A 21,871-nucleotide genomic window follows, 5' to 3' on the forward strand; every position below is an offset into this window, starting at 1 on the left:
GGGAGGCGGCCGGCACGTGGCTGAGGGCGACCCTGAGGGCCGTCGCGTCGTGCGAGTGCGACACCGGCTGCCCCTCCTGCGTGCAGTCCCCCAAGTTGCCGCAGCCGGCGCAGCGCGAGCGCGTCCGCCCCGCCGACCGGCGAGGTCAGCAGCTCGACCGCGGTGTCGACGTCCAGCGCCTCGGGTCGCAGGGCCACGCGCAGCGCCAGGCGCAACGGCCGCACCGCGGGCTCGTCGCGGACCGGCACCTCAGCGGTCGGCACCTCCACCGGGACCGCCGCGGCGGCCAGCGCCCGCCGCAACGCGCCGGTGCGGCCGGCCGAGCGGACGACGACGGCCATCCGCGACCACGGCAGGCCGTCGACGAGATGCGCCTGCCTCAGCACGTGCGCCACGTACGCGCCCTCCTGGGTGGCCGAGCGCAGCACGTCGGCCCGCACCGACCCCTCACGGGCGTCGTCGGGGAGCACCGCCCCACGGTGCGCGACCTCCCCCACCGTGCCGACCGTCGCCGCGACCCGCCGGGTCGCCGCGTCCACCGCGCGCGACGGCCGCCAGCGCGTCCCGAGCCGCACCACCCGCGCGGGCGCCCCCGCGGCCGCGCGGTGCCGGCGCGCCGCCCCGGCCAGGACCGTGGGGTCGGCGCCGCGGAACGTCTGCGTCGTCAGGTCCGGGTCGCCGGTGAGCAGCAGGTCGCTGCCCGGCGGGCGCAGCAGGTCCAGCACCCGGGCCAGGGCCTCCCCCGACTCGTGGTGGTCGTCGACCGCGACGAGCTGCCAGCGGGACCGCTCCGCGGCCAGCAGCTCGGGGTCGTCGGCCAGCAGCTCCGCCGCGGCGTCCAGGATCGCCGCCGGGTCGTACGCGCCCGGCGAGGACAGGGCCGTGACCTCCAGGTACTCGGCGAGGACGTCCGCCGCGGCCACCCACTCCGGCCGGCCCTCCCGCCGGCCGAGGTCCGCCAGGTCCTCCGGCCCGAGCCCCCGCTCCAGCGCGCGCATCAGCAGGTCGCGCAGCTCGTCGCGGAACCCGCGCAGCCCCAGCCCCGGACGCACCGACGGCGGCCAGTCCGGGCGGCGTCCCACGCCGGCGTCGTGGCCGGCGAGCAGGTCCGCCAGGACCCTGTCCTGCTCCGGGCCGGACAGCAGCCGGGGCGGCGGCTCCCCGGACGCGACCGCGGCCCGCCGCAGCAGCGCGAAGGCCAGCGCGTGCGGGGTGCGGGCCACCGGCTCGGTGAGGGTGCGCCCCAGGCGCGCCGTCACCCTGTCCCGCAGCGACGCCGCGGCCCGGCGGGACGGCGCGAGCACCAGCACCGCCCCCGGGTCGACCCCGTCCCGGTCCACGCGGGCCACGACCGACTCCACCAGCACCGTCGTCTTGCCCGTCCCCGGGGCGCCCAGGACGACGAGCGGCCCGTCGCCGCGGCGGTGGTCCACCGCGGCGCGCTGGGTGGCGTCGAGGTCGACGACCTCCCCGGCGGCGGGGGCGGGCCGGACCAGCCGGAACGCGGGTGTCGTCGTCACGCGGAGGAGTCCACCACAGCAGGCCGACACCCCCGGGACGGGCTCACCCGTCCCAGCGCGCCCGCGCCATGTCGACCCGCAGGTCCGCGACGTCGTCGCGACCGGGCCGCAGCGGCGTGCCCTCCTCCAGGTAGCGGGGCAGCGCCCTGGCCGCCAGCTCGGGCACGACGCTGCCGTCGGCGCGCAGCACCCGCCACCACGGGACGCCGGCCCCGCGAGTGGACATCACCCGGCCCACTGCGCGGGCGCCGTACCCACCGGCCGGGGCGTCCCCGAGGTACTCCGCGACGTCCCCGTAGGACAGGACGCGTCCCGGCGGGATCGACCGGACGACGTCCAGCACCGCCTCGGCGAAGTCGTCGAACACTCCCGCCGTCCGGTCAGGTGCCGGGGCGCAGGCCGCGCTCGGTCATCCGCCGCACCTGCAGCACGCACCACGGGCTCAGCGCGAACGGCACCGCCCCGACGGCGGCCACCAGGGACTCCCAGGGGAGCCAGGCGTGCTCCGCCACCTCGTCCGGGTCCGGCCGCAGCCCGACGTCCCCGCCGGCGCCCGTCGGCCCGTCGACGCGCGCCGACCACACCGGGCACACCTCGTTCTCCACGACGCCCGACGCGTCGACCGCCCTGTACCGGAAGTCCGGCAGCAGCGCCGCCACGCCGGTGACGACCAGGCCCAGCTCCTGCTCGAGCCTGCGCACCACGGCCTGCTCGGGGTCCTCCCCCGGCGCCGGGTGCCCGCAGCACGCGTTGGTCCACACCCCGGGCCACGTGCGCTTGGACAGGGCCCGCCGGGTCATCAGCACCCGGCCGCCGCCGTCCGTCACGTAGCAGGAGAACGCCAGGTGCAGCGGGGTGTCGGCACCGTGCACCGTGGCCTTGTCGGCCACGCCGACGGGCTGGTCGTCCGGCCCGAGGAGCACCACCTGCTCGCGCTCGCCGGTCACCGCGGGGGTCGTCACGCCGCCACCCTAGAGGCGGTGCGCCTCCGCGGCCCGGCGTGCGACCATCCCCGCGTGACCGCAGCCCACCGCCTCCGTCCCGCACGCCCCCTCGCGGCGCTCGCCACCGTCGCGCTGTCCGCCGTCCTGCTCACCGGCTGCGGCGAGGACGCGCTGCGCCAGGTCGCCGACGACGCGGCGTCCGCCGCCGGCGACGCCGCGAGCACCGCGGCCGTCGACGCCGTCCGCGACCAGGTCTGCCAGGTCGTCGGCGACCGCCAGGTCTCCCAGCGGGACGTGGAGGTGCTCCGCGGGCTCTCGGACGCGGCCCGGGCGGCCGGGGTCGAGTCCGGTCTGCTGGACGCGCTGGAGGACGTGGCGGGGACCGACGGCACCCCGCCGGAGAGCGCGGTCGCGCGGCTGGCCGAGGAGTGCGGCGTCACGCCCACCTCCTGACGCTCACGGCCCGACGTCCCCGCGAGCGCCCGCGCAGCGGGTCTCCCCCGGCCCGGGGTGGGGCCACCCCCCGCCCGCGCTCGGCAGGTCGCAGGATCACGGCGCCCACCGGCGCGGACCTACCGTTGACGCCGTGAGCAGCAGCCAGCCACCCGTCCCCCGCCGCAGGTCGTGGCCGGGCCGGTACGCCGTCGCCTGGGGCGCGGTGTGCCAGCTCGTCGTCGACCTCGCGCTGGTCCCCGTCTACCTGACCGTCGTCGTCCTCACGCTCGTCGGCGTGGGCACCACACCGGTCGCCGGTGCGGGGCTGCTGCTGCTCGCCCTGGCCGCGCTGATGGCGTTCCTGGCCGGCTACCTGGAGAGGGCCCGGCTGGCGGCCTTCGTGGGCGTGGACGTCGAGGCGCCGCCCGCGCCGCGCGACACGACGTCCTTCTGGCGCCGGTACGTCGTCAACGGGCGGCCGTGGAAGGCGCTGCTGCACGTCACCGCGATGACGGTGTGGGGCACGGTCGCGGGCACGACGGTCCTCGTGGCCGCCTCGGCCTGCCTCGCCGCCACCCTCCTGCCGCTGTACGCGGCCGCGCTACCCGAACCGTGGGTCGCCCGGCTGCCCGGCGGTCGCGAGCTCGCCGGGGCCGAGGTGTGGTTCGCCAGCCTCTCCGGCCTGGTCGGGCTCCTCGTCGTCGTCCCGCTGACCGCCTGGGCCCTGTCGCGGGTGGACGTCGCCCTCGTCCGCTGGCTGCTCGGCGCCGGGCACGCGGAGGAGATCGACGCGCTGTCCGAGCGCGTGGTCACCCTCACCGCCACCCGCGAGGCCACCGTCGACTCCGTCGAGCTGGAGCGCCGCCGGATCGAGCGGGACCTGCACGACGGCCCCCAGCAGCGCCTCGTCGCCATCGCCATGGACCTCGGGATGGCGCGCCAGCGCCTGGGCACCGACCCGGACGGCGCGCGCGAGCTCATCGACAAGGCGCACTCCTCAGCCAAGGAGGCGATCACCGAGATGCGTCAGGTCGCCCGCGGCATCCACCCGCCGGTGCTGACCGACCGCGGGCTGGACGCCGCCCTGTCCGCCCTCGCCGCCCGCTCCCCCGTCCCGGTCACCGTGGACGTGCGGCTGCCCGCCCGCCCCTCCCCGACGCTGGAGGCGATCGCGTACTTCTGCGTCTCCGAGGCGCTGACCAACGTGGCCAAGCACTCGCGTGCCACCCGGGCCGGGGTGCACGTCCGCCACGACGGCGGCGCGCTGGTCGTCGACGTCACCGACAACGGCGCGGGAGGCGCCCGCGTCGGCGCCGGGACCGGCCTGGTGGGCCTGCAGCGCCGGGTCGCGGCCGTGGACGGCCGGCTCGACGTCCACTCCCCGCCGGGAGGGCCCACCCGCCTGACCCTCTGGATGCCCTGGGCCGCGACGCGGCCGGTGGCGTCGCCTCCGCCCGCCGCAGCGCAGCCCACCGCGGTACAGCCCCCCGCGCCGCAGCCCCCCGCACCGCACCAGCCCACCACCTCCGGGAGCACCTCGTGACCGACCCCACCACCCAGCCGGACGCGGCGCCGCGTCTGCGCGTCGTCCTCGCCGAGGACTCTGTGCTGCTGCGCGAGGGGCTGCTGCGGCTGCTCGCGGACGCCGGCTTCGACGTCGTGGACGCGTGCGGTGACGCCGAGTCGTTCCTGCGCTCGGTGGCCGCGCACGAGCCGGACCTGGTCGTCGTCGACGTCCGGATGCCCCCCACCTTCACCGACGAGGGCGTCCGCGCGGCGCTCGTGGTCCGCGAGCAGCACCCGGACGTCGCCGTGCTCGTCCTGAGCCAGTACGTCGAGGAGAACTACGCCACCGAGCTCGTCGCCGGCCGCACGCGCGGCGTCGGGTACCTGCTGAAGGACCGCGTCGCCGACGTCGGGGAGTTCACCGAGTCCCTGCACCGCGTCGCCGCCGGAGGCACCGCCCTGGACCCGGAGGTCGTCTCCCAGCTGCTGTCCCGGGCCCGACGCTCCGACCCGCTCGAGCGCCTCACCCCGCGCGAGCGGGAGGTGCTCCAGCTGATGGCGGAGGGCCGCACCAACACGGCGATCGCCGCCGCGATGGTCGTCACCGAGGGGGCCGTCGAGAAGCACGTGTCCAGCATCTTCGCCAAGCTCGACCTGCCCCCGACCGAGCACGACCACCGGCGCGTCCTCGCCGTCCTGCGCTACCTCGACCACGCCACCCAGGGGGAGTCGTGACCACACCCGCACCCGTCAAGATCGCGCTGCGGATCATCGGCGCCGCGACCACCGGCGTCCTCGTCCTGGGTGGCGGGTACTCCGCGGCGACCGTGCTGGCCAGCACCACCAGCGTGGAGACGGTCGACGTCGCCGCCGACGGCCTGTCGTCCGTCCACGCCGAGGTGGAGGTCGGCGACGTCCGCCTCGTGGAGACGCGCGGCCTCGACGAGGTGCAGGTGGAGCTGCGCCGCCACGGCGCGTGGCGGGAGCCGTCCGCGTCCGCGCGGCGCGTGGGCGACCAGCTGCGCGTCACCGGCGACTGCCCGGGCGGGCCGTGGGGCAACTGCGCCGTGGACGTGATCGTCCGGGTGCCGACGGGCTCGGACCTGGCGGCCCGGGCGGTGACCTCGGTCGGGGACCTGCGGGTCAGCGGCTCGTGGTCCCAGCTCGACCTGCGCAGCGACACCGGCAACATGCGCGCCACCGACCTGCGCGCCGAGGCCGTCCGGGCGCACAGCTCCGTCGGCGACCTGGACGTCGTGCTCGCCGCCGCACCCGACCACGTCGAGCTCGTGTCGGACGTCGGCGACGTGCGCGCGGTCGTCCCGGCCGACGGCACCGCCTACGACGTGCGGGTCCGCACGGACGTGGGCGAGCGGCTGACCACCGTGCCGCTGGACCCGACGTCGACGCACCGGATCGACGTCACCACGTCGGTCGGCGACGTGACGGTGGTCGACGCGGCCGCACCCGAGGCCCGGAACCCGTAGGACGGCGTCAGCCGGCGACATGCGGCAGCGCGGGCCGCCTACGGGCGCGTGGTGCCCACGGGCCGGGACCGCCACACGGTGGCGCGCGCCGGGTCACCCGACGGGCTCGGGTCGACCCGGTCCACGGTGAAGCCCTCGCGCTCGTAGAACGCCGCGGCCCGGGTGTTGGCGGCGACGTGCTCGACGCCGATGCGGTCGACCCCGTCCGGCAGCCGGCGGACGAGGGCGTCGACCAGCCGGGGTCCGAGCCCGGCTGAGCGGTACCCGGGCGCGACGTACAGCTTGTAGACGACGTGGTCCTCCCCCGCCCGGCCGCGCTGGCCGACCCCGACCACCCGGCCGGCGTCCTCGGCGACGACGACGAGACCCGCCTCGACGGCTGCGGCGACCACCGGCTCGGACCACCAGCGCGTCACCTGCTCGCGCGCCGCGTCCGCCCCGATCAACGGCGCGTAGTGCCGCGGCACGTGCTCCCGCCCGAAGCGGCAGACACCCGCCACGTCGTCCGGCACGGCGTCCCGCACGACTGCCTCGTCGGCTCCCACCAGCACACCCCCGGACCGTCGTCGTCGGTGCGGAGGCTAGTCCCGGGTGCCGGTGCGGCGCGCGGCGCACACGGCAGGCTCCGCGAGGCGTCATGCTGTGACGGGAGGTGCGGTGCGACGACGTGCCGTGCGGGGAGGGAAGGCGCGTGGAGGTGGACGCCGGTGGTCGGTGACGAGCACGGCGTGCACCTTCGGGCGCTCACGGTCGTCGCCGCTGCTCGAAGCGGTGTCCGCCCGGCGTCCGGGGAGGTCGCGCGCGTGGTCCTCGCCGGCTGCCTGATGGACCTGCAGGTCGCCGGCGCGCTCACCCTGGGCTCGGGGAGCACGCCCACGTTCCAGCTGGTGCCGAGCAGGCGCACGTCCCTCGTCCCGGGGCCCGTGGTCGAGACCCTGGGGCAGGTCGGTGACTTCACACGCCTGTGCGAGCGCGTCGCGGGCCGCGCGTCGTCTGCAGCCGGGCAGGTGCTCACCGAGCTCGGCTGGGCGACCACCGTGCGCGACCGGCTCGGGCGTCCGGTCCTCCGGGCCCGGACGTCGGCCGCGCAGCAGGTCCGTGACGCGGCGTTCGACACCATCGCGGGCGCAGGCGGCCGAGCGTCGGCCGCGGCTCTGCTCCTCGCCGACGCGGGTGGGTTCGGCCTGGTCGGCCGGGACGACGTGCAGCGCCTGCAGAACGCGGTCTGGCCGGCCGACGACGAGACCGGTCGCACCCTGGCGCACCTCGCGACGTCGCTCGTGCTGCTGTCCCGCGGTCACGCCGTCTTCGGCTGACGGCCCGGACGGCGCGGACTGCTCCGTCAGTACCTGGGCAGGGTGGGGTCGACCTCGTCCACCCAGGCGAGGACCCCTCCGCGCAGGTGGCTGACCCGGCGGAACCCCCGGGCCAGCAGCGCCCGGCCCGCCTGCTCCGACCTGCCGCCGCTCTTGCAGTGCAGGACGACGTCGTCCCCGGGCGCGAGGCCGTCGACGTCGCCGGCCAGCACGCGGTCCAGCGGGACGTGCACGGCGCCGGGCACGGACACCACGGATCGCTCCTGCTCCGTCCGGACGTCGACGAGCACGAAGGACCGGCTGCCGGCGTCGCGCTCCGCGAGCAGGGCGGCGAGCTCGGCGGCACCGACCTCGGGCACGGCCTGCTGCGCGCCGCCGCCACTGGGGAGGGCGCCGCCCGAGCCGTCCGCGGCGGGCACCGCGCACGCGGCGTCCACGTCGACCACCGACGTCACCGGCGACCGGCCCGGGGTCGGCCGGACCCGCAGCTCGCGCCACGTCGTGCCGAGCGCGTCGAGCACGAGCAGCCGGCCGATCAGCGGCTCCCCGGCACCCGTGACGAGCTTGACGGCCTCGGTGGCCATCAGCGACCCGACCGTGCCGACCATGGCGCCGAGCACCCCGCCCTCGGCGCACGACGGGACCGTCCCCGGCGCGGGCGGTTCGGGGAAGAGGTCCCGGTACGTCGGCCCGTACCGGCGCCAGAACACGCTGACCTGCGCGTCGAAGCGCAGCACCGACGCCCACACCTCGGGGACGTCGAGGACCTCGCAGGCGTCGCTGACCAGGTAGCGGGTGCCGAAGTTGTCCGCGCCGTCGAGCACCAGGTCGTACCCGCCGACCAGGTCGAGCGCGTTGTCCGCGGTCAGCCGCTCGTCGTGCTCGACGACGCGCACCAGCGGGTTGAGCGCGGCGACCGCCTCCGCGGCGCTGCGGACCTTCGGCCGGCCCACGTCCGCCACCCCGTGGATGACCTGCCGCTGGAGGTTCGAGGTGTCCACGACGTCGTCGTCCACCACGCCGATCGTGCCGACCCCGGCCGCGGCGAGGTACGTGATCGACGGGGCCCCCAGACCACCGGCGCCGACGACCAGCACCCGGGCGTTCTTCAGCCGCCGCTGCCCGACCTCACCGACGTCCGGCAGGAGCAGGTGCCGCGAGTAGCGGGTGACCTCCTGCGGCGTGAGCGCCGCGGCCGGCTCCACGAGCGGTCCTGGCCGGTCCGCCCCCCTCCCCCGACCGGGCCCGGTCACGGGTACGGCCACGCGTTCGGCACGCACGGGTGCACCCCCTTCGTCTGCTGCATCATCACGGGCGCGAGCTGGTCCGCCCCCGGGCACCCCAGGTGGCCGTGCCCCAGGGCGTGCCCGACCTCGTGGTTCACCAGGTACTGGCGGTACAGCGTCAGGTCCCCGCCGAAGTCCTCCTGACCGTGCACCCACCGGTACCACGTCAGCACGACCCGGGGACCGACCCGGCACGACAGCGTGCCGTTGGTCCGCAGCGGCCGGCACATCCGCTCGGAGGTGTCGGGGCTGGCCAGCACCAGGTCGATGTCCGCGTCCCCGTCCGTGCGGGCGAAGGTGTGCCCCTCCCGGCCCCAGCCGCGCGGGTCGTTGAGCGTGGCCAGGGCGAAGTCCGCCACCGCCGCCCCGTCGGCGGGCAGCCCGCCCTCGACGAGCACCCGGACCGTCCACGTGCGGCCCTGCCCCGGCGCCGACGCCGCACCCGGGACGACGCCCAGCTGCCCGGTGCCCACCTGCGGGACGTCGCGGGCCAGCACGCCGGCGACCTGGTCGGGGGACGGCGGGGGCGCGGTCGGGGCGGCGCCCACCGACGGCGAGGCGCCGGGGTCCTGGCCGGCGCCCGCCTGGTCCGCCGGACCCGCGTCGGACGCCCCGGGCCCGGCCGTCGGGGCGGCCCCGCCCACCTGCGCGTCGTCACCGCCCGGGGCGCCCGTCGCACCGTCGGCGTCACCACCGGGGTCGGGGCGGACGGCGACGGCGTCCTCGTCCTGGCCGGGGGCCTGCGCGGCGGCGACGTCGTCCGGCGGGCCGGTCAGGGCGGTCAGCGTGGCACTCACCGGGTCCGTGCCCGTCGCCGCCCAGCCGATGAGCACCACCAGCGCCAGGGCGCCCGCGGCGACGGCCCGGACGCGGCCGCGTCGCCACCTCAGCGGCACCGGGCCGGGGGCGGCGTGACGGCCCTCGTGACGGCCCTCGTGACGGACGGTGCCCACCGGCCGTCGGGAAGGGGACGCGCCGGGGGTCCGCTGGTGCGCTCCCACCCTCCGAGCATGTCACGCGGCCCCGGTTACCGGACCGTAGGATGCCCGGGCGGTCGCAGGTGCGCACCGGCACCTGCCGGGCACGACCGCGATCGGGCCGCGACCCGGCCCGTCGGAGGAGGAACCGTGACGACTCAGGACACCCGGGCCCGGGGGGCGCGACTGCCTCGCAGCGCACGACGGGCCCAGCTGTTGTCCGCAGCGCAGGAGGTCTTCGTCGAGAACGGCTACCACTCCGCGGCGATGGACGAGATCGCCGAGCGCGCGGGGGTCAGCAAGCCGGTGCTCTACCAGCACTTCCCCGGCAAGCTCGACCTGTACCTGGCGATCCTCGACCAGCACATCGGCGAGCTCCTCGCCGACGTCCGCGCCGCCCTGGAGTCCACCACGGACAACAAGCAGCGGGTCGCGGCGACGATCGCCGCCTACTTCCGGTTCGTGGACCGCGAGGACGCGCCGTTCCGGCTGGTCTTCGAGTCCGACCTGACCAACGACGACGGCGTCCGCGAGCGCGTCGACACCGTCGAGCGCTCCTGCGCGCACGCCATCGCCGACGTCATCACCGAGGACGCCGGCCTGGAGCGCCCCGAGGCCGAGCTGCTCGGGATGGCCCTGGCCGGGATGGCGCAGGTCACCGCCCGGTACTGGCTGCAGAGCGGCCGCAGCATCCCCCGGGACGAGGCGGCCCGGTTGATCGCCCAGCTGTCCTGGCGGGGCATCGGCGGCTTCCCCAAGGCCGAGGGCCGGGCCTGACCGACGGCGGGTTAGATTGCCGTCTCCCGACGGCCCACCGGACGGCGGGCCAGGACGACGGACGTGGAGGGGTTACCCGTGGAGATCAAGGTCGGCGTGCAGAACGTGGCCCGCGAGATCGTGCTGGAGTCGGCCATGACGACCGACGAGGTCGCCTCCGCCGTGGACGCCGCCCTCGGTGGCGCGCCGAGCCTGCGGCTGACCGACGACAAGGGCCGCGTGCTGCTGGTCCCGACCGCGTCGCTGGCCTACGTGGAGATCGGCGTCGAGGAGACCCGCAAGGTCGGCTTCGGCGTCTCCTGACCCCGGACGGCGGGTCCCGCCGCCGGCTCCTCGGTCACCCGATCGGGTGATCCGTTCCGCTGGCGCGACGTCGCAGGTGGTGGGAATCTCGATCACCACCGACCAGCGAAGGAGCGCAGCACCATGGAGATCGGATCGGTCATCGGGGTCATCATCCTCGGCGCCGTGATCGGCGTCCTCGCCCGGCTCGTCCTGCCGGGCAAGCAGAACATCAACGTCCTGCTGACCATCGTCCTCGGCATCGTCGGCGCGATCCTCGGCTACTGGATCATGGGGCTCGTCGCGAGCGACAGCACGATCCTGAGGTGGATCGTGAGCGTGGCCCTCGCGGCGCTGCTCATCGTCGCCTACGAGCGCATCAGCGCCGGCGGCAGCCGCAAGGCCGTGCACTGAGCCGAGCAGCACCGGGCGCACGCGGCGCCCGACCCGCGCGGAGGGCGGTCCCGTCCCGGGGCCGCCCTCCGGCGCGTCCAGGGGCCGCGTGCCGAGCCCTCAGCAGGTGTGCGCGGTGGAGCCCGTCAGGCCGTCAGGCCGAGACGCCGCATCCGCTCCGTGTGCGAGTCCGTCAGCCGGGTGAACATCCGTCCGATCTCCGCCAGGTCGGCACCGGGTTGGCCCGCGCCGCCCACGAGCAGCTCGGTCAGGCCGTCGCGGTCGGCCGCCACCCGCTGCGCCTGGCTCAGCGCCTCCCCGACGAGGCGCCGCCCCCACAGCGCCAGCCGGCCGGCCACCCGCGGGTCGGCCGCGATCGCGGCGCGCACCGCGCTGACGACGAGCTCCACGTGCCCCTGCTCGTCGAGGACGTCGTGCACCAGGGCGCGGGTGCCGGGGTCGACGTAGGCCGCGACCTCCCGGTAGAAGTCGGTGGCGATGCCGTCGCCGACGTAGGCCTTGACCAGTCCCTCCAGCCAGTCGCTGGGCGCCGTCCGGTCGTGGAAGGCGTCGACCGCGGCGACGAACGGCAGCATGGCCTGCTCGGGGTCGGCACCGATCTCGCGGAGCCGCCTCTCCAGCAGCTCGTAGTGGCCGAACTCCGCCGCGGCGAACCGCGCCAGCGCCGACTTCTCCGGCAGCGTCGGGGCGAGCTCCGCGTCCGCGGCGAGCCGCACGAACGCCGTCAGCTCCCCGTAGGCCAGGGCACCGAGGAGGTCCACCACCGCGGTGGGCGCCGCCCCCTCCGGCAGGCCGGTCCCGGGGGCCGTGTCGGGCTCGTCGGCGGTCGCGTCGGCGCTCATGCGGGCACTGTAGCCACGCCCGGCCGGGCGCCGTCCGCGCTCCGACGGGTCGGCGCGGGAGTGCCCGGCAGGTAGTCTGGCGGTGTACGCACGGTGTGCCCGGTCGGTAGCCCGATCGGCCAGCCGACCCGACGCGGTGCGGCCCGCCGGCTCCAGGAGCCGGCGTGAGGCCCCGCCAGAGAAGAAGCACGAGGCGTTCAGTGACGACTGCCCACGACGAGACCAGGGCCGACCAGAGCACGGCCGCGACGGACGAGACCGTCGACCCCGCCGGCGCCGAGGCCGGCGCCATGGAGACCATCACCGCCGACGACGTCGAGGTGCCGCCGGAGCGCACCTTCGCCGACTACGGCGTGGACGCCCGCCTCGTCGAGGCGCTGGCGAAGGCCGGCATCACCCACCCGTTCCCCATCCAGGCGATGACCCTGCCCGTGGCCCTGTCCGGTCACGACATCATCGGCCAGGCCAAGACCGGCACCGGCAAGACGCTCGGCTTCGGCCTGCCGCTGCTCCAGCGGGTCGCCGGCCCCGGCGAGGACGGCTGGGACGCCCTGGAGGCGCCCGGCAAGCCGCAGGCCCTCGTCGTCGTCCCCACCCGCGAGCTCGCGGTGCAGGTGGCCGGTGACCTCGAGCAGGCGTCCGCGCTGCGCAGCGTCCGGGTGCTCACCGTGTACGGCGGCCGCGCCTACGAGCCGCAGGTCGAGGCGCTGCAGCGTGGGGTGGAGGTCGTCGTCGGGACCCCCGGCCGCCTCCTCGACCTCGCCCAGCAGGGTCACCTGACGCTGGCCCACGCCCGCGGCGTCGTCCTCGACGAGGCCGACGAGATGCTCGACCTGGGCTTCCTGCCCGACGTCGAGCGGCTGCTGTCCCTGACCCCTGCGGGCCGGCACACGATGCTGTTCTCGGCGACCATGCCCGGCCCGGTCGTGGCGATGGCCCGGCGCTACATGACCCAGCCCACGCACATCCGGGCGTCCGAGCCCGACGACGCCGGGCAGACGGTCAAGAACACGACCCAGTTCGTCTACCGCGCCCACGCGATGGACAAGGTCGAGGTGCTCGCGCGGATCCTCCAGGCGCGCGGTCGCGGTCTGACCATCGTGTTCACCCGCACCAAGCGCACCGCCGCGAAGGTGTCCGACGACCTGGCCTCCCGGGGCTTCGCCGCCGGCGCCATCCACGGCGACCTGGGGCAGGGCGCCCGCGAGCAGGCGCTGCGCGCCTTCCGCAACGGCAAGGTCGACGTGCTCGTGGCCACCGACGTCGCGGCCCGCGGCATCGACGTGGACGACGTCACCCACGTCGTGAACTACCAGTGCCCCGAGGACGAGAAGACCTACGTCCACCGGATCGGCCGGACGGGCCGTGCCGGCAAGAAGGGCACGGCGGTCACCTTCGTCGACTGGGACGACGTGCCCAAGTGGGGCCTGATCAACAAGATCCTCGAGCTCGGCCGGCCCGAGCCGGTGGAGACCTACTCCACGTCCCCGCACCTGTTCACGGACCTGGACATCCCCGAGGGCACCAAGGGCGTGCTGCCGAAGGCCCAGCGCACCCGCGCGGGCCTGGACGCGGAGGTCCTCGAGGACCTCGGCGAGACCGGCGGACGCGGTCGCGGTGGTCCCGGCGCCCGCTCCGGCGAGCGCCCCGGTGACCGGCGCGGCGGCGCGAGGGGCGGCTCGTCACGGCCCCGGCGCGAGGACGGCGACGACCAGCCGGCCGGCGAGCCGCGGTCGCGCAACCGCAGCCGTCGGCGCACCCGCGCCGGGGCTCCCGTCGAGGGTGCCGCGGGTGGCGGGGACGCCGGGGCGACCGCCCCCTCCACCGGACCTGTTGAGGCCGGCACGCCGTCCGGGGACGCCGGTTCCGACGCGCCGAGGCGCCGTCGGCGCCGTCGTGGCGGCCGCGGGCGCAGCGGCCAGGGCGAGTCGGCGGGCACGGGCGCGACGGGCTCGGGCGCGACCGGCTCCTCCGACTGACCTCCGGCGGCCGGTCGCCCGCGACTCAGCGACCGGTCGCCGAACCGCTCCGGCGACGGGTCGTCGCGCGTCGTCCCGGTCCGAGCCGCCAGGCGCGCAGCAGCCCCTGGGCGACCTCGCGGTAGGCCGCGGCCCCCTTGGTGCGGGTCGCCGTCCCGAGGACGGTGCGACCCAGGGCCGGCGCCTCGGCGAACCGGACCGACTTCGGGATCGGCGGGGACAGCACCGGCACGCCGTACCGGTCGCCGACGTCCTCGAGCACGGCGCGGCCGTGGCTGGTCCGCGGGTCGTACATCGTCGGCAGCAGGCCGCGCACCCGCAGCCCGGGGTTCGCCGCCCGCTGGACGTCCGCCACCGTGTCCAGGAGCTGCCCCACCCCCCGGTGGCTGAGCATCTCCGCCTGCATCGGCACCAGCACCTCGTCGGCCGCGGCGAGCGCGTTGAGGGTGAGCAGGCCCAGCGACGGCGAGCAGTCCAGCAGGACGACGTCGTACCCGGCGGCGACCTGCTCCAGCGCCTCCCGGAGCACGTGCTCGCGACGCGGTCGGCCGAGCAGCTCGGCATCAGCGCCGGCCAGGTCGATCGACCCCGGCACCAGGTGCATGCCGTCGTCGACCTCGACCACCGCCCCGGCGGCGGATCCTGCGCCGACCAGGAGCTCGTAGGAGCCCGCCAGCTCCTCCTCGTCGGGGTCGACGCCCAGCGAGAAGGTCAGGCACGCCTGCGCGTCCAGGTCCACGAGCAGCACCCGCAGCCCGTGCTCGACGAAGGCGGCGCCCAGGGACGCCACCGTCGTGGTCTTGGCGACGCCGCCCTTCTGGTTGGCGACGGCGACGACCCGAGCCGACCCGATCATCGGTCTGCCCCACCTCCGCTGGTGCCCGCCGCCGGTGCCGCGGCGCGGCTCGCCGTCACGAGGGGACATTCTGCCGCCCGCGGGGACATGGTGGACAATCCCCGGGTGGACCTGATCGCGGAGCTCGCTGCCGAGCCGACCGAGGTCGGTCGCGCGCGCCGCGCCGTCGCCCAGCTGCTCGAGAAGTGGGGGGTCGACGGCGACCCCGCCGAGGTCGCCGTCCTCCTCACCAGCGAGCTGGTGACGAACGCGATCCGCCACGGCGCCGCCCCCGTGGCGCTGCGGGCCGGGTTGGCGCGACGCGGCGCCGTCCGCATCCAGGTCGAGGACCCGCGGCCGGGGCAGGTCGTCCCCAAGGAGGAGGACCTGTGGGCCGTCGACGGCAGGGGGCTGCAGATGGTCGACCTGATGGCCGACCGGTGGGGGTGCCGCAGCGACCTGGCCGGCAAGCAGGTGTGGTTCGAGGTCCGCGTCGACGGGCTCGCGACGTCCTGAGCCGTCGCACCGGGCCCACCGGGCGCGGCCGCTGACGGTCCCGGCGGGGTCACGGGCGCAGGACCGGCAGCCGACCCTGCGCCTCGACGGCCTCCAGCGCCGCCGGGGCGGTGGTGAACTCGGCGAGGCGGTTGACCTTGCCGGTGCCGTGGTAGTCGCTGGAGCCGGTCACGACCAGGCCCAGGCCGCGGGCGAGGTCGCGCAGCCGCCGGCGGGCGGCCTCGTCGTGGTCGCGGTGGTCGACCTCGAGACCGGCCAGGCCCGCCGCGGCCATCTCCTCCACGACGTCCTCGCCGACGACCCGGCCCCGGGCGCTGGCGAACGGGTGCGCGAACACCGGCACCCCGCCGGCCGCCCGCACCAGGCGGACCGCCTCCACCGCGTCGGGCGCGTAGTGCGGCACGTAGTACGGAGACCGCGACGCCAGGATCGTCGCGAACGCCGCGTCCCGGTCCGGCACGTGACCCCGCGCGACGAGGGCGTCCGCGATGTGCGGGCGGCCCAGCGTCGCACCGGCCGCCGCCTGCGCGCGCACGTCCTCCCAGGTGAGGTCGTGGTCGCGGGAGATGCGCTCGACCATCCGCCGGGCCCGGTGCGTCCGCGACTCGCGGGACCGGTCCAGCTCGGCGCCCAGGGCGGCGTCGCCGGGGTCGTGCAGGTAGCTGAGCAGGTGCACGCTGATGCCGTGGTGGGTGCAGGAGACCTCCGTGCCCCGGACCAGCGCCACGCCCAGCCGCGCGGCCGTCGCCGCCGCCTCCTCCCAGCCCGCCGTCGTGTCGTGGTCGGTCAGGGCCAGGACGTCCAGGCCCGCGCCCGCCGCCTCCTCGACGAGCTCGGCCGGGGTCTGGGTGCCGTCGGAGGCGGTGGAGTGCGTGTGCAGGTCGATGAGCACCCGGCGAGCCTAGCCAGGCGACCGCGGCCCGCCTCCCGCGCCCGTCACAGCCGCGGGCAGGGCGCTCCGACGGGTGGGACGACGGCCACCCGCGGCGAGCGCGCGTCCGCGAGCTCGAGGTCCTCGGCGAGCAGGACGCCCGCCGTCGACGGCCACAGGACCAGGTAGAGCCACACCCCACCCGCCTCCCCCACGTAGACGGCGCGGTCCGCCGGGGAGGGCACGACCCACAGGCCGCAGACGTGCCCGTCGGCCCGCACGCTCGCGTGGGCGACGCCGGTGCCGACGCCGTCACCGGGGTCGACGCCGTCCAGGCCGGCGAGGTGCGCGCCCAGCCCCACCCCGGGCTGCTCGGCCACGAGCAGCAGGTCGGCGGGACGCTCGGGCCGCCCCGCGCGCGGGGCCGGGTTGGGCCCGGACACCGCGACCGCCACGGCCTGCGCCGTCCCTCGCGGCGTCCCGACCTCGGACAGCCCGGTGAACAACCAGCCTGCCGGCAGCGGCCAGGGCACCCAGACCGGCACCGACGACCGGCGCGCGACGTCGGCCAGCCACCGCTGCGTGGGCGGGTGCGGCGCGGACCACGGCTGGACGGCGCCGTGGCGGGCGCACGTCCAGTCGCTCACCCAGATCCCGGGTTCGCGCACCGGCCCGGCGCACCGCGGGCACCTGCTCGCCGCCACCCTCGTCACGGTCCCGCGCACCGGCGCGGTGGTCAAGGGCGCCTCCGCCGTCCGCCACCGGGCCGTCCGGGCCCGGGCCGTCGAGACCGGGCGGTGGCACCCTGGTCGACGTGGACGTGACGGACGACGCCGCGGGTGCGGGCGCCGAGCGGCGCGTGGACTGCGTCGGCGCTGTCGTCCACGACGCTCGCGGCCGGCTGCTGCTCGTGCGCCGGCGCAACCCACCCGCCGCGGGGACGTGGTCGCTGCCGGGGGGACGCGTCGAGGACGGCGAGGACGACGCCGCGGCCGTCGTCCGCGAGGTCGCCGAGGAGACGGCCCTCGTGGTGGAGGTCGGGGAGCTCGTGGGCACGGTCGAGCGGCCGGGCCCGGACGGCGTGGTCCTGGTCATCCACGACTACGCCTGCCGCGTCGGCGACCACACCGGCCGACCGCGTGCCGGGGACGACGCCACCGACGTCCGGTGGGTCGACGCGGCGGCGCTCGACGCGCTGGAGCTGGCCCCGCTGCTGCGGGACGCCCTGGCCGGGTGGGGCTGCCTGCCCCGCTGCTGAGGGCCGGTCGGTCTAGTCCCGGTCGACCTCGGGGTAGCGACCACCGGGTGGCACCACCGTCCCCTTGCGCAGGGTGCGACGGTGGCCGACGAGCGCCACCTTCCCCCGCGGGCCCCCGACCCGGCACTCGCGGCCCACGGTGACGCCGGAGTCCACGACGCTGCGGTCGACCACCGCGCCCGCTCGCACGACGGCACCGGGCAGCAGGACGCTGCGGCGCACGGTGGCGCCCTTCTCGACCACCACCCCGGGGGCGAGCACGCTGCGGTCCACGGCGCCGGCCACCTCGCAGCCGCCGGACAGCAGCGAGTCGCCCACCTCGGCGCCGGCCCGCACCGTCGCGGCACCTCGGCGCCGCCCGGCCGACAGCACCGGCCAGTCCTCGTCGTCCAGGACGAACGCGGGGCGGGCGCCGAGCAGGTCCATGTGCGCCTCCCAGTACGACTCCACCGTGCCCACGTCGCGCCAGTAGCCCGTGAACCGGTGCTCGCGCACCACGCCGTCGTCCACGAGCCGGGGCAGCAGGTGGTCCCCGAGGTCGCCGAGGTCGTCCTCGTCGTGGCCGTCGGCGACGACCTGCTCCAGCTCGTCGAGGACCCGTCGGGCGTCCAGCACGAACACCTCGTTCGCGACCACGTCCGAGGCGGGCTCGTCGGGCTTGTACGCGTAGTCGGTGACCTTCCCCCTGACCCGGTGCGGACGACGCCGTAGCGGCCCGCGTCCTCGCGCGGCACCTTCGTCGTCACCATCGTCACCGCGGCACCCGAGGCGAGGTGCTCGTCGACCAGCTCGGCGTAGTCGCAGCGGTAGACGGCGTCCGCGCTGACCACCACGAGGGCGTCCGGGGCGAACTCGCGGACCAGCGCCGCCTGCTTCCACAGGGCGTCGGCGGTCCCGTGGTGCCACCCCTCGCGGTCGCTCCCCTTGCCGGGGGGCAGCACCATCAGGCCGCCCACGGTGCGGTCGAGGTCCCACGGCCGCCCGTTCGACAGCGCCACCGCCAGCGACGCCGGGTGCTGCTGCTGGACGACCCACACGTCGCTGACGCCGCTGTGGGTGCAGCTGCTGAGCGGGAAGTCGATGAGCCGGTGCTCACCGCCGAACGGCACGACGGGCTTGGCCCGGTCGTCGGTCAGCAGCTCGAGCCGGCCGCCGGCACCGCCGGCGAGGACCAGGACGAGGGTGCGGGGTGGTGCCACGGACAGCCTCCACGGACGTGCAGCCGGGCACCCGCTCGGGTGCCCGGCTGCACGCTAGGTCCGCCGCGGGACGGCCGCGACCCGGGACTCACTGCGCCGGTGCGGGCCGTCCCGGCTGCTCGCCGCCCCGGGCGTCGAGGTAGCTCTGCTTGGGCACCATCACCTTGCGCCTGAAGACGCAGACCAGGGTGCCGTCCTGCTTGTACCCGCGGGTCTCGACGTGGACGACGCCCCGGTCGTCCTTGGAGGTCGACTCCCACTTGTCCAGCACCGTCGTCTCGCCGTAGATCGTGTCGCCGTGGAACGTCGGCGCGACGTGCTTGAGGGACTCGATCTCCAGGTTCGCGATCGCCTTGCCGGACACGTCCGGCACGGACATGCCCAGCAGCAGCGAGTAGACGTAGTTGCCGACCACCACGTTCTTGCCGAACTGGGTGCCCTCGGCGTAGTGGGCGTCCAGGTGCAGCGGGTGGTGGTTCATCGTCAGCAGGCAGAACAGGTGGTCGTCGTACTCGGTGACGGTCTTGCCGGGCCAGTGCTTGTAGACCGCGCCGACCTCGAACTCCTCGTAGCTGCGACCGAACTGCATGGGCGTTCCTCCTGCTGCGTCCTGCGGGCGGTGTCCGACGTCATCGTGCCCGAGCGCACGGGCCCGGCACAGGCGCCCGGGGCGTGCCCTTGCCCACACGCCCGCCTCGGCGCGGCGGGCCGCGGGTGCCACACTGGCCCGCATGAGCGAGACCCCCGCCACGTCCCCGGCGACCCCGAGCACGCCCGACACCCCGGAGACCGTGCCCGACCAGGGCGCCCAGCAGCCGCTGACCGAGCGGGGGTCGAACCGCAGCCAACGACCCACGTCGGAGACGTTCAAGCAGTTCATCGGCCAGGGCTGGGCGCCGCGTCCCGACGCGCTGCCGGCGCGCGCGGAGGTCGCCGACCACGCCGCGGCCCGACGGCAGAGGGTCTCCGCGGCGTTCCCCGGCGAACGGCTGGTGGTGCCCGCCGGCCCGCTGAGGACGCGCAGCAACGACACCGACTACCGGTTCCGCCCGCACTCGGCGTTCGCCCACCTCACCGGCCTGGGCACCGACCGCGAGCCGGACGCCGTGCTCGTCCTGGAGCCGGCGCCGGGGGGAGGGCACGACGCGGTCCTCTACTTCCGGCCCCGCGCGGAGCGCGACAGCGTGGAGTTCTACGCCGACGCCCGGTACGGGGAGCTGTGGGTCGGCGCGCGGCCCAGCCTGCAGGAGGTCGAGGCCGAGCTCGGCGTGACCTGCCGGCACAGCGACGAGCTCGGCGACGCCCTGCGCAAGGACGTCGGCACGGACGGCGTCCGGGTGCGCGTCGTCCCCGGCGCGGACGCGGCGGTGGAGGCCGAGGTCGACGCCGCCCGCGTGGACAGCGGGCTGAGCGAGGAGGAGTACCGCGACCTCGACGCGGCGCTCGCCGAGTTCCTGTCCGAGCTGCGGCTGGTCAAGGACCCGTGGGAGGTCGCCCAGATGCGGCTCGCGGTCGAGGCCACGGCGAAGGGCTTCGCGGACGTCGTCCGCGCCCTGCCCGACGCGGTGGCGCACCGCCGCGGGGAGCGGGTCGTGGAGACCGCGTTCGAGTCCCACGCCCGCCGGGAGGGCAACGGGGTCGGCTACGACACGATCGCGGCGTCCGGCGAGCACGCCTGCACCCTGCACTGGATCCGCAACGACGGCGCGGTCCGCGAGGGCGACCTCGTGCTCGTCGACGCCGGGGTGGAGGTCGACTCGCTGTACACGGCCGACGTCACCCGCACGCTGCCGGTCAACGGGACGTTCACCGAGGTGCAGCGCCGTGTCTACCAGGCGGTCCTCGACGCCGCCGACGCCGCCTTCGCCGTCGCCCGGCCGGGCACGCGCTTCCGCGACCTGCACGCCGCGGCGATGGAGGTGATCGCGGCCCGGCTCGAGGAGTGGGGTCTGCTACCCGTCACCGCCGCCGAGTCCCTCGACCCCGACTCCGGCGGCTACCACCGCCGGTGGATGGTGCACGGCACCAGCCACCACCTCGGGATCGACGTCCACGACTGCGCGCAGGCCCGGCGCGAGATGTACCTGGACGCCGAGCTGCGTCCCGGCATGGTGTTCACCATCGAGCCGGGGCTGTACTTCAAGTCCGACGACCTGTCGGTGCCCGAGGAGCTGCGGGGCGTCGGCGTGCGGATCGAGGACGACGTCCTGGTCACCGAGGACGGCTGCGAGAACCTGTCGGCGATGCTGCCCCGCACGCCCGACGACGTCGAGGAGTGGATGGGCACGCTGCGCAGCTGACCGCGGTGCCGTCGTCCGCCGCGCACCGCGGCCGGCCGGCGGTGGGGGCGGACCGGACCGACGACCCACGGACGACGATGAGCGACGACCAGACCGAGTACCTCCCGCGCGTCACGGGCGCCGACCCCGGGACCGGCGCCCGCCCCCGATCGGGCCCGGACCCGGACGTCGACGCACGGGCCGGCGCACGGACCGACGCGGTGGACGGCGGGCCGGCCCGGCCACGGCGGCGGCGGGACGCGCGCGGCGCGGGGCCGGCCACCGGCAGCGGGGCGGTCGTCGACCCCGCCCTCGGGGACGACCTCGAGCGCCGGGCCTCTGCCCACGCGTACGCGCCGCGGGGCGGGGACGAGTCCGTGAACGAGACGCAGCAGCTGCCGTTCCTCGACCTGCCCGACGGACCTGACGGCCCGGACGGCCACGAGGCACCCGCCGGCCCCCACCCGGCGGCCCCGCCGCCTCCGGCGACGGGTCGGGCACCGGCACCGGCACCGGCACCGGCGCACCGGACCCGGGCGTCGGTGCGCGCGGGGCGGTCGCTGCCTCCGCAGCTGCCCGTCGACGAGGACCGCGACGCCCTCACGGGCTACCTGGACGACGAGCCGGAGCCGCCGGTACGAGCTCCCGGCCAGCGCCGCAACAGCGTGCTCCTGGTCGGAGGCGGGGTCCTGCTGTGCCTGCTGGCCGTCGTCCTGGCCTTCCAGGCGCTCGGCGGGACGGGCAGGTCGCCCCGGGGCGGCGAGGCCGCCACGCCCGTGACGGCGGCGGAGCCGACGGTGGCCACCGACACGGTCGTCTTCCAGTCCCCGTCGGGCAACATCGGCTGCACGCTGTCCTCGGACGGCGCGCGGTGCGACATCGGCTCCCGGTCCTGGGAACCGCCGCCACCGCCACCGGGGTGCGAGGGCGAGTGGGCCGCCGGTGTGCGGGTCGGTCCGGACGGCGCGGGGCTGGTGTGCGCCACGGACAGCCTGCTCGGTCAGGGCGAGACCCTGGAGTACGGGGAGTCCCTCGAGCGCGGCACCTACCGCTGCGACTCCTCCCGCGACGGGATGCGGTGCGAGGAGACGGTCGCCGGGATCGGGTTCACCGTCGCACGCGCCGAGTACACGACCTTCTGAGCCGAG

25 protein-coding genes and 1 pseudogene are annotated in these 21,871 nt (G+C 76.5%); 13 read left to right on the forward strand and 13 right to left on the reverse strand.

What is annotated here, in order from left to right:
* The 3 genes from ACYVQV_RS10945 to idi all read right to left on the reverse strand — a co-directional run.
* On the reverse strand, window positions 1-1,520 hold a 1,520-nt coding region (locus tag ACYVQV_RS10945), incomplete at its 3' end, for a UvrD-helicase domain-containing protein (RefSeq protein ID WP_461023323.1).
* Between the two features lie 43 nt (window positions 1,521-1,563).
* Window positions 1,564-1,887, reverse strand: coding sequence for an MGMT family protein (locus ACYVQV_RS10950; protein ID WP_461023324.1), 324 nt, complete (start codon window positions 1,885-1,887; stop codon window positions 1,564-1,566).
* 13 nt (window positions 1,888-1,900) lie between these two features.
* Entirely contained in the window at window positions 1,901-2,482 is a 582-nt protein-coding gene (gene idi / locus ACYVQV_RS10955) for an isopentenyl-diphosphate Delta-isomerase (RefSeq protein ID WP_461023325.1), read from the reverse strand.
* Window positions 2,483-2,536: 54 nt separating this feature from the next.
* On the opposite strand from idi, the gene ACYVQV_RS10960 reads away from it, so the two are divergent.
* The 4 genes from ACYVQV_RS10960 (at window position 2,537) to ACYVQV_RS10975 (ending at window position 5,892) form a co-directional block, all read left to right on the forward strand.
* Window positions 2,537-2,917, forward strand: coding sequence for a hypothetical protein (locus ACYVQV_RS10960; protein ID WP_461023326.1), 381 nt, complete (start codon window positions 2,537-2,539; stop codon window positions 2,915-2,917).
* Window positions 2,918-3,050: 133 nt separating this feature from the next.
* A complete protein-coding gene (locus tag ACYVQV_RS10965) occupies window positions 3,051-4,442 on the forward strand; it encodes a sensor histidine kinase (RefSeq protein ID WP_461023327.1) in 1,392 nt (463 codons plus the stop codon).
* Window positions 4,439-5,140: a response regulator gene (locus ACYVQV_RS10970; protein ID WP_461023328.1), complete on the forward strand. Its 702-nt coding sequence runs from the start codon at window positions 4,439-4,441 to the stop codon at window positions 5,138-5,140. Before ACYVQV_RS10965 ends, ACYVQV_RS10970 begins: the two co-directional genes overlap by 4 nt.
* Window positions 5,137-5,892, forward strand: coding sequence for a DUF4097 family beta strand repeat-containing protein (locus ACYVQV_RS10975; RefSeq protein WP_461023329.1), 756 nt, complete (start codon window positions 5,137-5,139; stop codon window positions 5,890-5,892). Before ACYVQV_RS10970 ends, ACYVQV_RS10975 begins: the two co-directional genes overlap by 4 nt.
* A gap of 38 nt (window positions 5,893-5,930) precedes the next feature.
* Here ACYVQV_RS10975 and ACYVQV_RS10980 read toward each other — a convergent pair whose 3' ends face one another.
* Complete coding sequence (locus tag ACYVQV_RS10980) at window positions 5,931-6,437, reverse strand: GNAT family N-acetyltransferase (protein ID WP_461023330.1); 507 nt, start codon at window positions 6,435-6,437, stop codon at window positions 5,931-5,933.
* A 162-nt stretch (window positions 6,438-6,599) separates the two neighbouring features.
* Here ACYVQV_RS10980 and ACYVQV_RS10985 point away from each other — a divergent pair, with 162 nt between their 5' ends.
* Window positions 6,600-7,208, forward strand: a complete 609-nt coding sequence (locus tag ACYVQV_RS10985; protein ID WP_461023331.1) for a hypothetical protein — start codon at window positions 6,600-6,602, stop codon at window positions 7,206-7,208.
* A gap of 26 nt (window positions 7,209-7,234) precedes the next feature.
* On the opposite strand, the gene moeB is transcribed toward ACYVQV_RS10985, so the two are convergent.
* On the reverse strand, window positions 7,235-8,413 hold the full coding sequence (gene moeB / locus ACYVQV_RS10990) for a molybdopterin-synthase adenylyltransferase MoeB (protein WP_461023332.1): 1,179 nt from the start codon (window positions 8,411-8,413) through the stop codon (window positions 7,235-7,237).
* A 44-nt stretch (window positions 8,414-8,457) separates the two neighbouring features.
* On the reverse strand, window positions 8,458-9,447 hold the full coding sequence (locus tag ACYVQV_RS10995) for a DUF3152 domain-containing protein (RefSeq protein ID WP_461023333.1): 990 nt from the start codon (window positions 9,445-9,447) through the stop codon (window positions 8,458-8,460).
* Between the two features lie 174 nt (window positions 9,448-9,621).
* Here ACYVQV_RS10995 and ACYVQV_RS11000 point away from each other — a divergent pair, with 174 nt between their 5' ends.
* The 3 genes from ACYVQV_RS11000 (at window position 9,622) to ACYVQV_RS11010 (ending at window position 10,944) form a co-directional block, all read left to right on the forward strand.
* Complete coding sequence (locus ACYVQV_RS11000) at window positions 9,622-10,248, forward strand: TetR/AcrR family transcriptional regulator (protein WP_461023334.1); 627 nt, start codon at window positions 9,622-9,624, stop codon at window positions 10,246-10,248.
* A gap of 78 nt (window positions 10,249-10,326) precedes the next feature.
* Window positions 10,327-10,551 carry a DUF3107 domain-containing protein gene (locus ACYVQV_RS11005; protein ID WP_461023432.1) on the forward strand — a complete coding sequence of 75 codons (225 nt, stop codon included), beginning with the start codon at window positions 10,327-10,329 and terminating at the stop codon, window positions 10,549-10,551.
* A 129-nt stretch (window positions 10,552-10,680) separates the two neighbouring features.
* On the forward strand, window positions 10,681-10,944 hold the full coding sequence (locus ACYVQV_RS11010; RefSeq protein ID WP_461023433.1) for a GlsB/YeaQ/YmgE family stress response membrane protein: 264 nt from the start codon (window positions 10,681-10,683) through the stop codon (window positions 10,942-10,944).
* A 125-nt stretch (window positions 10,945-11,069) separates the two neighbouring features.
* Here ACYVQV_RS11010 and ACYVQV_RS11015 read toward each other — a convergent pair whose 3' ends face one another.
* Complete coding sequence (locus ACYVQV_RS11015; RefSeq protein WP_461023335.1) at window positions 11,070-11,786, reverse strand: ferritin-like fold-containing protein; 717 nt, start codon at window positions 11,784-11,786, stop codon at window positions 11,070-11,072.
* A gap of 200 nt (window positions 11,787-11,986) precedes the next feature.
* Between ACYVQV_RS11015 and ACYVQV_RS11020 the strand changes: the two genes are divergently transcribed.
* Entirely contained in the window at window positions 11,987-13,765 is a 1,779-nt protein-coding gene (locus ACYVQV_RS11020) for a DEAD/DEAH box helicase (protein ID WP_461023336.1), read from the forward strand.
* Window positions 13,766-13,790: 25 nt separating this feature from the next.
* On the opposite strand, the gene ACYVQV_RS11025 is transcribed toward ACYVQV_RS11020, so the two are convergent.
* Window positions 13,791-14,621 carry a ParA family protein gene (locus ACYVQV_RS11025; protein WP_461023337.1) on the reverse strand — a complete coding sequence of 277 codons (831 nt, stop codon included), beginning with the start codon at window positions 14,619-14,621 and terminating at the stop codon, window positions 13,791-13,793.
* A 105-nt stretch (window positions 14,622-14,726) separates the two neighbouring features.
* On the opposite strand from ACYVQV_RS11025, the gene ACYVQV_RS11030 reads away from it, so the two are divergent.
* A complete protein-coding gene (locus tag ACYVQV_RS11030; protein ID WP_461023338.1) occupies window positions 14,727-15,116 on the forward strand; it encodes an ATP-binding protein in 390 nt (129 codons plus the stop codon).
* A 49-nt stretch (window positions 15,117-15,165) separates the two neighbouring features.
* Here the strand turns inward: ACYVQV_RS11030 and ACYVQV_RS11035 are convergent, their stop codons facing one another.
* Together ACYVQV_RS11035 and ACYVQV_RS11040 are read right to left on the reverse strand one after the other, a co-directional pair.
* Entirely contained in the window at window positions 15,166-16,008 is an 843-nt protein-coding gene (locus ACYVQV_RS11035; RefSeq protein WP_461023339.1) for a PHP domain-containing protein, read from the reverse strand.
* A gap of 44 nt (window positions 16,009-16,052) precedes the next feature.
* Entirely contained in the window at window positions 16,053-16,712 is a 660-nt protein-coding gene (locus ACYVQV_RS11040) for a DUF6758 family protein (protein WP_461023434.1), read from the reverse strand.
* An 89-nt stretch (window positions 16,713-16,801) separates the two neighbouring features.
* On the opposite strand from ACYVQV_RS11040, the gene ACYVQV_RS11045 reads away from it, so the two are divergent.
* The gene (locus ACYVQV_RS11045) at window positions 16,802-17,245 is read left to right on the forward strand and encodes an NUDIX domain-containing protein (protein ID WP_461023340.1); all 444 of its coding nucleotides are present in this window, start codon (window positions 16,802-16,804) and stop codon (window positions 17,243-17,245) included.
* Window positions 17,246-17,257: 12 nt separating this feature from the next.
* On the opposite strand, the gene ACYVQV_RS11050 is transcribed toward ACYVQV_RS11045, so the two are convergent.
* The 3 genes and pseudogenes from ACYVQV_RS11050 to ACYVQV_RS11060 form a co-directional block, all read right to left on the reverse strand.
* Complete coding sequence (locus tag ACYVQV_RS11050) at window positions 17,258-17,671, reverse strand: GlgC family sugar phosphate nucleotidyltransferase (RefSeq protein WP_461023435.1); 414 nt, start codon at window positions 17,669-17,671, stop codon at window positions 17,258-17,260.
* A 51-nt stretch (window positions 17,672-17,722) separates the two neighbouring features.
* Window positions 17,723-18,444: pseudogene (locus ACYVQV_RS11055) on the reverse strand (sugar phosphate nucleotidyltransferase); the annotation flags it as partial.
* Window positions 18,445-18,532: 88 nt separating this feature from the next.
* A complete protein-coding gene (locus ACYVQV_RS11060; RefSeq protein ID WP_461023341.1) occupies window positions 18,533-19,033 on the reverse strand; it encodes a MaoC family dehydratase in 501 nt (166 codons plus the stop codon).
* Window positions 19,034-19,175: 142 nt separating this feature from the next.
* Between ACYVQV_RS11060 and ACYVQV_RS11065 the strand changes: the two genes are divergently transcribed.
* Both ACYVQV_RS11065 and ACYVQV_RS11070 read left to right on the forward strand, forming a co-directional pair.
* Window positions 19,176-20,744: an aminopeptidase P family protein gene (locus ACYVQV_RS11065; RefSeq protein ID WP_461023342.1), complete on the forward strand. Its 1,569-nt coding sequence runs from the start codon at window positions 19,176-19,178 to the stop codon at window positions 20,742-20,744.
* Between the two features lie 77 nt (window positions 20,745-20,821).
* Window positions 20,822-21,865 carry a hypothetical protein gene (locus tag ACYVQV_RS11070; RefSeq protein ID WP_461023343.1) on the forward strand — a complete coding sequence of 348 codons (1,044 nt, stop codon included), beginning with the start codon at window positions 20,822-20,824 and terminating at the stop codon, window positions 21,863-21,865.
* The last annotated feature ends 6 nt before the right edge of the window (window positions 21,866-21,871 follow it).

This window comes from Thalassiella azotivora, assembly GCF_054781695.1.